General features: G+C 72.4%; 9 protein-coding genes and 2 pseudogenes. 5 read left to right on the top strand and 6 right to left on the bottom strand.

Annotated features, from left to right (window positions below; translation table 11 throughout):
* Together Q1N79_RS07680 and Q1N79_RS07685 are read left to right on the top strand one after the other, a co-directional pair.
* Positions 1–435 (top strand): annotated as a pseudogene (locus Q1N79_RS07680) (hypothetical protein); the annotation flags it as partial.
* 280 nt (positions 436–715) lie between these two features.
* Entirely contained in the window at positions 716–1,096 is a 381-nt protein-coding gene (locus tag Q1N79_RS07685; RefSeq protein WP_300605991.1) for a hypothetical protein, read from the top strand.
* Between the two features lie 169 nt (positions 1,097–1,265).
* On the opposite strand, the gene Q1N79_RS07690 is transcribed toward Q1N79_RS07685, so the two are convergent.
* From Q1N79_RS07690 to Q1N79_RS07710, 5 genes are all read right to left on the bottom strand, one after another.
* Positions 1,266–2,600 carry a DNA polymerase domain-containing protein gene (locus Q1N79_RS07690; protein ID WP_300605993.1) on the bottom strand — a complete coding sequence of 445 codons (1,335 nt, stop codon included), beginning with the start codon at positions 2,598–2,600 and terminating at the stop codon, positions 1,266–1,268.
* A 5-nt stretch (positions 2,601–2,605) separates the two neighbouring features.
* Complete coding sequence (locus Q1N79_RS07695) at positions 2,606–3,700, bottom strand: ATP-dependent DNA ligase (RefSeq protein ID WP_300605995.1); 1,095 nt, start codon at positions 3,698–3,700, stop codon at positions 2,606–2,608.
* A gap of 92 nt (positions 3,701–3,792) precedes the next feature.
* Complete coding sequence (locus tag Q1N79_RS07700; protein ID WP_300605996.1) at positions 3,793–4,680, bottom strand: SDR family oxidoreductase; 888 nt, start codon at positions 4,678–4,680, stop codon at positions 3,793–3,795.
* 7 nt (positions 4,681–4,687) lie between these two features.
* Entirely contained in the window at positions 4,688–5,038 is a 351-nt protein-coding gene (locus Q1N79_RS07705; RefSeq protein ID WP_300605998.1) for a hypothetical protein, read from the bottom strand.
* A complete protein-coding gene (locus Q1N79_RS07710) occupies positions 5,035–6,141 on the bottom strand; it encodes a sialidase family protein (RefSeq protein ID WP_300606000.1) in 1,107 nt (368 codons plus the stop codon). Before Q1N79_RS07710 ends, Q1N79_RS07705 begins: the two co-directional genes overlap by 4 nt.
* A gap of 167 nt (positions 6,142–6,308) precedes the next feature.
* Between Q1N79_RS07710 and Q1N79_RS07715 the strand changes: the two genes are divergently transcribed.
* The 3 genes from Q1N79_RS07715 (at position 6,309) to Q1N79_RS07725 (ending at position 8,667) form a co-directional block, all read left to right on the top strand.
* Positions 6,309–6,917 carry a DUF4282 domain-containing protein gene (locus Q1N79_RS07715; RefSeq protein WP_300606001.1) on the top strand — a complete coding sequence of 203 codons (609 nt, stop codon included), beginning with the start codon at positions 6,309–6,311 and terminating at the stop codon, positions 6,915–6,917.
* A gap of 275 nt (positions 6,918–7,192) precedes the next feature.
* The gene (locus Q1N79_RS07720) at positions 7,193–7,675 is read left to right on the top strand and encodes an NUDIX domain-containing protein (protein ID WP_300606003.1); all 483 of its coding nucleotides are present in this window, start codon (positions 7,193–7,195) and stop codon (positions 7,673–7,675) included.
* A 65-nt stretch (positions 7,676–7,740) separates the two neighbouring features.
* Positions 7,741–8,667 carry a hypothetical protein gene (locus tag Q1N79_RS07725; protein WP_300606005.1) on the top strand — a complete coding sequence of 309 codons (927 nt, stop codon included), beginning with the start codon at positions 7,741–7,743 and terminating at the stop codon, positions 8,665–8,667.
* Between the two features lie 315 nt (positions 8,668–8,982).
* Here Q1N79_RS07725 and Q1N79_RS07730 read toward each other — a convergent pair.
* A pseudogene (locus tag Q1N79_RS07730) lies at positions 8,983–9,630 on the bottom strand (hypothetical protein); the annotation flags it as partial.

Genomic DNA, 9,630 nt, shown 5'->3' on the forward strand with positions numbered 1-9,630 from the left:
GGCGAGCTGCTGGCCCGCGTCGTCCTCGACCTGCCGGAGGGCGAGGAGGAGAGCAGGCAGGCGTTCCATGCGTTCCACGACGCGCACCGCCAGACGCTCCACGAACTGCGGCGCGAACTGGACAAGCTGCCGGTCGGCATCACGCTTCAGTTCACGGGGGACCGCGGGGAGTCCGAGGGCGAGACCAGGGGGCCCACGCCGGTGATCCAGCTCCGCGGCCGCGTGGGATTCGGCGACGCCCCCGGGTTTACCCCGGTGATGGCGCGGCTTGCGCCAGATGACCTGGAGACGCTGGACACGCTGATCTCGGCGGGCATCGCGAGCAGCCGGGCCGAAGCCGTGCGCTGGGCGCTGGCGCGCATCCGCGAGCGGCCCGCCTACGCCCAGCTCCTCGCCCGCACCCGGGAGATCGAGGACCTCAAGGCCCAGTTCTGACCGCGGACTCCCGGCGTCAGGCTCTCTACCACGGTCCATGCCCGAAATCCGGAACCGGACATTCCGGACAGGCAGATTATTGGGAAAGAAAGGGCCGGTCGGGGGCGGCCTTTCCCTTCCCGTTATCCCGGCCCGGCGCGTGCCAGGCCAGACCCGGGCTCACCCGGCGGCGCCGCCTTCGCCGCCAGCCGCAGAGGCCGCACCGGGCTCGCGGGCTACCCGGCGCGCCGGGATTGCGGTGGGAGGCCGGTCACGGGGGCGAGAGCGGTAGGTTAAGTGCATGGACGAGAACCGTGCCCGGCGGGTCGCCGACGCTCTCAGGGACCGCGGCATTGACGCGCATCTGGAAAACGCGGGAATTGATGTCTACGGAGTCCGTGTCGTGCTCGGCGGCGGGCGCGAGGCGATCTGGGGTAACGAGGGCACCACGTCCCTGGCGGCCGAGGTGCTGCTCGACGGCGATCTGATCGGTTTCATCCCGGAGATCCCGGGCTCTGAGGCATTCGACGAAGCGCAGGTCGCGGATGCCATCGCGCGGGCCGACTACCGGGAGCCCGTCGGCCAGGAACTGCCGCAGGCTCCGCCGCCTGCCGCTCCGCTGCAGCGCGAGGGCGGGCTTTTCCGGCGCTTTCTCGGCGGCTTCCGCTATGACTCGGAGTAGCGTGCCAGCCGAACGCGCGCGCTGACGTCGCACCACCCAGGGCACGGATACCGGCGGATCCGGCGATCGTTTCGGTCTGCGCTGGGGCATACCTCGTCACGCCGCGGGGGACCGCGGCGGCGGTCAGCCAGCCGGTCGCGGAGGTCGGCGCCGACTGACCGGTCCCCGGTTACGGCCCCTGCCGCTGCCAGGGGTCGTAGTCCACCTCGAGGGGCTCCTGGGGCGGGCGCTCGGCCGCGGGCACGTGCTGCAGGTTGAGCCGGATCCGCGTCCATGTCGAACTGCGGCCGCGCATCGAGTCGACAAGCACGTCGGCGGGCTCCAGGTACGACCACACGCCGGCGTGCCGCGCCCGCCACCGCCTCAGGCCCTCCATCGCCTCGGCCTTGGTGGCCGCGCGCGCGATCTCGATCAGCGGCTTGGTGGACTGGCGCCGCCCGGTGGGACCGGGCGCGACGCCAGCGGCGTCCGCGCCCGCGGCGCCGCGGTCGGCGCCGTCCGGCGAGCCGCGCCGCTTGGACGGCTGCACGCGGGGCGCCTCGCCGGCCTGCTTCTCATAGTGCGGCGGCCAGGGCGCGTCAGGCAGGCCGGCCGCCTCGTCGCGGGCCGCAAGCGCGAGCAGCCCGTCCAGTGACCCGACGGCGCCGTCCATTCCCGCCCAGGGGTCGCCAACCGCTGCGTACCGCGCGGGGACCGTGTCGATCGTGAACGAAGCCGGGTCGCACGAAGGCACCTCGTCCCAGGTCAGCGGGGTGGAAACCCGCGCGTCAGGCAGCGGCCTGACGGAGTAGGCGGAGGCGACCGTCCGATCCTTGGCGTTCTGGTTGTAGTCGACGAACACCCCGTGCCGCTCTTCCTTCCACCACCTCGACGTCGCCAGGTCAGGCGCCCGCCGCTCGATCTCACGGGCCACCGCGACCGCGGCCCGGCGCACGTCGGCGAACGGCCAGCGCCGCTCGATCCTGGCGTAGATGTGCATGCCCCGCGATCCCGAGGTCTTCGGCCAGCCGGTTAGCCCGAAATCTGACAGCACGGACCTGGCGACCAGTGCCACGTCACGGATCTGCGCCCACTCCACGCCGGGCACGGGGTCGAGGTCGACGCGCAGCTCGTCCGGGTGATCGAGGTCGGCGGCGAGCACCGGGTGCGGGTTCAGGTCGATGCAGCCGAGGTTGGCCACCCACACCAGCCCCGCGGGGTCGTGCAGCACGACCTCGTCCGCGGTCCGCCCGGACGGGAACCGCAGCTCGACGGTCTCGATCCAGTCCGGGCGCTTTTCCGGCGCGCGCTTCTGGAAGAACGGCTCGGCCTCGGCGCCGTTGACGAACCGCTTGAGCGCCATCGGCCGCCCGGCCACGCCGCGCAGCGCCCCGTCGGCGACCGCCAGGTAGTACCGGATCAGGTCCAGCTTGGTGTGCCCTGTGCGCGGGAAGAAGACCTTCCCCGGATTCGACACAGGCACCTGGCGGCCGGCCACCTCCACGACGGTCCTGGGATCTGGCACGACAGTCAGCCCTGTTCGTTCGGGATAGCGGGTTTCTCGGGCAAGATTTCCGCGAGGCTGTAGCTGACCGGCTCCTCAAGCTGCGCGTACGTGCACGAGCGGGGGTCCCGGTCCGGGCGCCACCGGACGAACTGCGTCGTGTGCCGGAAGCGCGGCCCCTCCATGTGGTCGTAGCGGACCTCCACGACCCGCTCCGGGCGCAGCGGGATGAACGACAGGTCCTTGCCCGCGTTCCACCGGCTGAACTCGGCGCTGCGCGGCGTGCGGGCGCCCTCGGCGGGCCGCGCCCAGTTCCACGGGTGCCCGTCGAACGTCGTCACCAGCGGGTCGAGCTCGGCGCGCAGCGACCGGCGCATCGCCATCGGGAACGCGCCGACGACGCCGACGCTGGCGAGCCCGCCGTCGGCCCGGTACAGCCCGAGCAGCAGCGACCCCACGGCATCGGACCCCGTCTTGTGCGGGCGGTAGCCGGCCACCACGCAGTCCGCGGTGCGCTCGTGCTTGATCTTGACCATGACCCGCTTGTCCGGCTGGTACGTCAGCTCGGGGGACTTGGCGATCAGCCCGTCAAGGCCCGCCCCCTCGAACTGGCTGAACCACCGGGCGGCGAGCGCCCTGTCGGTGGTCGCGGGCGTCAGGTGCACCGGCGACTCGGCGCCGGCGAGCGCCGCCTGCAGAGCAGCACGCCGCTGCGCAAACGGCCGGTCCGTGTAGTCGGCAGCGCCCAGCGCGAGCAGGTCGAACGCGACGAAGTGCGCCGGCGTCTGCGCGGCGAGCAGCCGGACCCGGCTGGCCGCCGGGTGAATGCGCAGCTGCAGGGCCTCGAAGTCCAGCCGCCCGGTGGCGTAGTCAGGCAGCACGATCTCCCCGTCGATCACGCACCGTTGCGGCAGGTTCTCAAGCACCGCGGCCACCAGTTCGGGGAAGTAGCGCGTCATCGGCTTCTCGTTCCTGCTGCCGATCTCCACCTCGCCGCCGTCGCGGAACACGATCGAGCGGAACCCGTCCCACTTCGGCTCGAAGACGTAGTCGCCGTCGGGAATAGCGTCGACCGCCTTGGCCAGCATCGGCGCCACCGGCGGCATCACCGGAAGATCCATCTGCTCAGCTTGTCACCCCCCGCGTCACAGTCGTCGCTCCGGGCCGGCCGGCGACGCGCCCGCACGGGCGACGCGCCCGGTCGGCGACATGCTCAGCCCAGCCCGGTCCACTCGGCGCTGTACTTCCACAGCAGCTCGGCCAGTTCCGGGGTGGCGACCCGGCTCGGCGCGCGGACCGCGCACTTGTCGTAGAACAGGCCGCTGTCCGCCGCCACGGCGTCGGACGTGGCGCAGTACACCGAAGTGACGGCGCCCTGCCCGGTGGTGAGCATGCGCCTGGTGACCAGCGAGCGCGCGGGCCACGGCACCCGCCGCCAGATGTCGGAGGCGACCACCCCCGGGTGCAGCGCGTACGAGTTCACGCCCACCCCGTCAAGCCGCCGGGCCAGCTCCTGGGTGAACAGCACGTTGCACAGCTTGGAGACCGCGTACTCACGCTGGCCGGTGAACGACCGAGTGCGCCGCCGCAGCGCGTCGAAGTCGATGCCAGGCGCGCCGTAGTGCGCGTCGCTTGACACGTTGACGATCCTGGCGCCTGGCCCGCTCGCCTTCAGCCGTTCGAGCAGCAGCATGGTCAGCGCGAAGTGGCCCAGGTGATTCACGCCGAAGTGCAGCTCGAAGCCGTCCGCGGTCAGCCCCCGCTGCCCGCCCACGCCGGCGTTGTTGACCAGCACGTGCAACGGCTGGTCGAGCGCGAGGAACGAGGCCGCGCAGGCGTGGACGGACGCCAGCGAGGCCAGGTCGAGCGGCAGCAGCCGCACCTGATCGTCGCCCGAAGCGCCCGAAGCGCCCAGCGCGCCCGCCGCGCCCGCGACGCCCGAAGCGCCCGCCGCCTTGACCCGCGCCACCGCCGCCGCGCCAAGCTCGGGCGACCGGCACGCGATGAACACCTGGCCCCCGTCGCGCGCCAGCGCGATCGCGGTGGCCAGCCCGATCCCTGTGTTGGCGCCGGTAACGAGGAAGGTGCGGGCAGCTGTCACGCCGTCATTATCCGCCCGCCATCGCGCCTACGACGAGAAACGGTTCGCGGCCGGCGCGGACCGCGGCCGCCACGCTGTCCGGCAGCGGCGCGTCCGGCGGCTCGTTGGACAGGTCCTGCTCGCAGGCGTAGAACCGGATGAACGCCCGCCGCTGGCCGGTGCGCCGGTCCCTGATCGTGCCGCGCAGCACGGGGAAGCAAGCCTCCAGGCCGTCCAGGATCACCCGCTGGGTGAGCGGCGCGGAACCGGAACCCGAACCGGACCAGGAAACGGAAGCAGGAACGGGAACGCGAACCTCGCCGCGCACCCCCGCGAGGGTCCGCAGGTGCGCGGGCAGCACCACACGGACCGCGGTCACGGCACGACCTGGACCTCGACCGACAGCACCGCGGGCAGGTCCCGCACGATCGGGGACCACGAATCGCCGGCGTCGGCGGACACGTACACCTGCCCGCCTGTGGTGCCGAAGTACACCCCGCAGGAGTCCAGCGTGTCCACCGCCATCGCGTCGCGGTACACGTTCACGTAGCAGTCCTGCTGCGGCAGCCCGCGCGTCAGCGGCTCCCAGTCACCGCCGCCGCAGCGGCTCCGCCACACCCGCAGCGACCCGTCCGGCGGGTAGTGCAGGCTGTCGCTGGTAATCGGCACCACGTACACGGTCTCCGGCTCGTGCGCGTGCACCCCGATCGGGAAGCCGAAATCCGTCGGCAGGTTCCCGCTGATCTCGGTCCACGACAGCCCGCCGTCGTCGGAGCGCATCACGTCCCAGTGCTTTTGCATGAACAGCGTGTCCGGCCGCGACGGGTGCGCCTCGACATGGTGCACGCAGTGCCCCACCTCGGCATCGGAGTCGGGAATGCCCTCGGAGTGCAGCCCCCGGTTGGCCGGCCGCCACGTCTCACCGGAATCGTCAGACCGGAACGCGCCGGCCGCGGAGATCGCGGTGAACATCCGCGTGCCCTGCAGGATGATCGTATGCAGGCAGAGCCCGCCCGCCCCCGGCTGCCACCCGGGCGCCGACGACTGCAGCCGCAGCCCGCTCATCTCGGTCCAGGTCACGCCGCCGTCCACGGACTTGAACAGCGCCGCGTCCTCCGCCCCGGCGTAGACGGTATCCGGATCGGCCGGCGACGGTTCCAGGTGCCAGATCCGCTTGAACTCCCACGGCCGCCGCGTGCCGTCGTACCACAGGTGCGTGCCCGGGTCGCCGGCGTAGCAGAAGTCGTTGCCGACCGGCTGCCAGCTGGCGCCGCCGTCGTCGGAGCGCTGGATCAGCTGGCCGAACCATCCCGTGTTCTGCGACGCGTACAGCCGGTTCGGGTCGGCGGGGGAGCCCTTCACGTGGTAAACCTCCCACCCCCCGAAGTGCGGCCCGCTCACCGACCACTTGTCGCGTCTGCCGTCCGAGGTCAGCACGAACGCTCCCTTGCGCGTCCCGGCGAGCACCCGCACCTGCGTCATATCCGTCACCATCCCCTGAGTCAGGTCTACACGATAGTGACTGCCCGCGCCCCGGAGACTCATCGCGGACGGGCACGCCCGTCGCAGAGTGTGGCAGGATAGCGGAGCGAGACCGATGCCCGCCGATTATCCTTGTCCCCGCTAGCTCAACCCCCACGGAGCAGACGTTGGCCGGTCAGCCGCAAGACCCTCCCTGGCAGGCGTTCCCCGCGCCGTCTGCCGACAAGCAGGACACGTACGGGTACCCGCCCCCCGGCGGCCAGTCCTACGCACAGCCCGCGCCAGGCTATCCGGGCCCGTCCTACGCCGCCCAGGACCAGGCCTACGACCAGGACCAGGCGTACCAGGACCAGGCGTACGAGAACCAGGCGTACCACGACCAGGGCTACCCGGGTTCACAAGGCCAGGCGGCCCCGCAATGGCAGGCGGCCGCGGGCAGGCCGGGGGCTGCCGCGACGGCGAGGGCGAGCGGCCAGAAGGGGTTCTTCGGCTCGCTCTTCGACTTCAGCTTCACCTCCTTCGTCACGCCGAAGATCATCAAGGTGCTCTACGTCCTCGTCACGATCTGGACGGTGCTCTGGGCGCTGATCTTCCTGCGCATCGGCTTCCACTACGGTGGCATGGCGGGCGGGATCCTGACGCTTGTCGTCATCGACCCGATCTTCGTGCTGCTGACGCTCGGCGCCTACCGGGTCGTCCTTGAGTTCTTCGCCGTCATCTTCCGGATATACGAGGAAGTGCGGGTGATCCGCGGCCGCGGCGACGACCGCGGCTGAAGGATCCGGCAAGATTCTTTCCGCCGCCGTCGTCCACAGCCGCGCCAGGACCTCCACAGCCCGCAGCCCAAGGCCGTCCGGGCTGAAGGGCCGAGAAGTCCACAGCGGACGGCCTGCCGACAGGGCGGACATCCACAGCCAATGCGGGCTTGTGCACTGCTTGTGCACATGGCGATCCACAGGGTGCCAGGAGTACGTTACCTGTCCCAGGACGGCGCAATCCGCAGTCCGGATCCCGGGGAATCTTGATGGCGAACCGAGCAGGACATCCAGCCATGGCCAAAGCCCTCACGCAGCCGGCGGCCGCAGACGCGGCCAGGCACGGCCGGCACTTCCAGCTGATCGTCGACGTCCACCTGCTGCTGCTGCGGGACGGCGACGTGCTGCTGGGAAGACGCGCGAATACCGGGTACGGGGACGGCGCCTACGAGCCGCCGTCCGGCCGCCTGGCCGAGCGCGAGACGCTTGTGGAGGCGGCGGTCCGCGTGGCGGCGGCCCAGGTCGGGATCGCGCTCGACCCGGCCCGGGTGTCGCTCGCGCACGTCATGCACGACGTGTCGGGGGCCGGCCGGATGGCGTTCTTCCTCACCGCAGGCGGCTGGCAGGGCGACACCGGGGCAGCGACGAAAAGCTACAGCGATCTCGGCTGGTTCCCGCTGTCGGACCTGCCGGCGAACATGATCGACCGCGCCAGGGTGGCCGTCCGCAACTTCGCGGCAGGCGCCCGCTTCTCGACGTACCCCGCTTTCGGCATGTGAGGGGTTCCCGCGCCCGCTTATCCCGAACGGTCCCGTGGTTCCACTCCCGGCTACACTCGCTTGCGATGCGCTTGGTAAAGACCCACGGGTCGCTGAACGAGATCTTCGCCGCCGACGCGGCGCCGTCGTCGTGGGCGTCGGACGCCGAGCTGCGCGAGTTCGTCCGCCGGGTCTGCGACGGGGACGCGTGGACGGGCGGCAGCGACGGGATCTACCTCTTCGACGCCAGCGCCCCGGTCACGCAGGCGTGGTTCTTCAACCCGGACGGCTCGTCCGCCGAGTTCTGCGGCAACGGCATGCGCGGCCTCGGCCGGCTGCTCCTCGACCTGCGCGGCACCGAAGCCGAGGTTGTCGCCAGCGGCGGCCGCTCCTACACGGTCCGCCGCGCGGCGTCGACGCCCGAGGGCGTCCGCCAGGTGCTGCTCGAGCTCCCGCAGGTGGCGTTCGCCGCGCCGCCGCCGGCCCCGTTCGCGGACTTCACCGCGGTCACCGTGCCGAACCCGCACGTGATCGCCGTCGTCGCCGAATACCGCGAGCCGGACCTGATCGAGGCGGGCAAGCGCGCCGCCGAGGTCTTCCCTGGCGGCGCCAACGTCTCGTTCCTGCTCCCGCTCACCCCGCCCGCCCCCCTGGTTCCAGAGGTTTTCGTCCGCACCTTCGAGCGCGGCGCCGGCCTCACGCCGTCCTGCGGCTCAGGCGTGGTCGCGTCCCGCGCCGTGTACTCGCGGGTGACCGGCCTCGACCCGCAGCGGCGCCTCGTGGTCAGGAACGCGGGCGGCGTGGCCGCGGCGTGGCTCCGGGTCCGCGGCGGCGACTGGTTCCCGGTTCTCGAGGGCAACGCCACGGTCGCCTACCGCGCCGAGACCGACCCGTCCGGCCGGCAGACGGCCGGAATCGAGTACGCCGCCGACGAGAACGCCGCCTACGCCGCACTAGACGAACGCAACACCACGTTCCTCAAGTCCAACGGCGTCGTCACGGCCCACCGCTGAGCCCCTCGCCCGCCCAGCGAAGTCCGGCCGCTGGAGCGGCGGCGGCGCGGGTATCAGGCGCACCAGCGTTCCCCGGCGTCTCATCCGGCGCGGGGCTTTCGCGCCGTCATTGGTGCAGGGGGCCCCACCACCAGTAGAGCCAGCGCTGTGGGCCCCACCGCCAAACCGGGTCCAGGGCGACGGCTGCCGGATCGCGTCCGCAGCCGGCCACATCGAGGATCGAGCGACTCACCGGATTGGTGGGGCGCACGCGCCGCCGACGCGGCCCGTGCGCCCCAAGCCGGAACGAGGGTTGCCGCCCACCGCGCGCCGGCCTCAGCCGTGCGGAGCGTCGTCGCCGGGGCGCGGCAGCCGGTCGAGCGCCTGGCGGGCTTTGCGGTCGGCCGCTTCGGCGCGGCGGGCACGAAGCCGGGCGTCCGCAAGGTCGGCCCGCGCCCGGGTGAGACGCTGCTCGAGGTCGCGCACCTCCTCCTCGAGCCGGTCTTCCGCGGCCACCGCGGCGGCGGCCGCCGCCGCGGCAGAAGCCACGGCTCGTTCGGCATCCTCGAAGATCTTCCGGCGCCGTGCGGCCGCCTCCGCCGCCTCCGCCGCCTGCTGCTGCGCCCTTTCCCTCGCCGCGGCGGGCGGCCTTCCGTGCTCTGGCGCGCTGTCTTCGGCCAGCAGGCTCGTTTCGCCGCTCCCGCTCGCTGCCCGCGGTCCGCCCGGTTGCGGCTGCGGCCTGCTGGCTCGCTCGGGCACCGGCAGCGCGAAAACGGCGGCCTCAGGCACGGAGAGCACGGAGAGCACGGGGGGCGCGGTGCCGGCCTGCTCGCCGTCAGCGGGTGGCGAAGGCAGGGCAGCGCCGAAGCCGGCCCACTGGGCGGCGTGGGTCAGCGTGCCGGCCGCCAACCCGGCGGCCACCTCCGGGTCGGCCAGCGCCGCGGTGAGCGTCGCGGCGACCTCGTCGCGCAGCCCGGCGGGCGC

The organism is Trebonia sp., assembly GCF_030042015.1.
In the GTDB taxonomy this organism is placed as follows: Bacteria; Actinomycetota; Actinomycetes; order Streptosporangiales; family Streptosporangiaceae; genus Trebonia.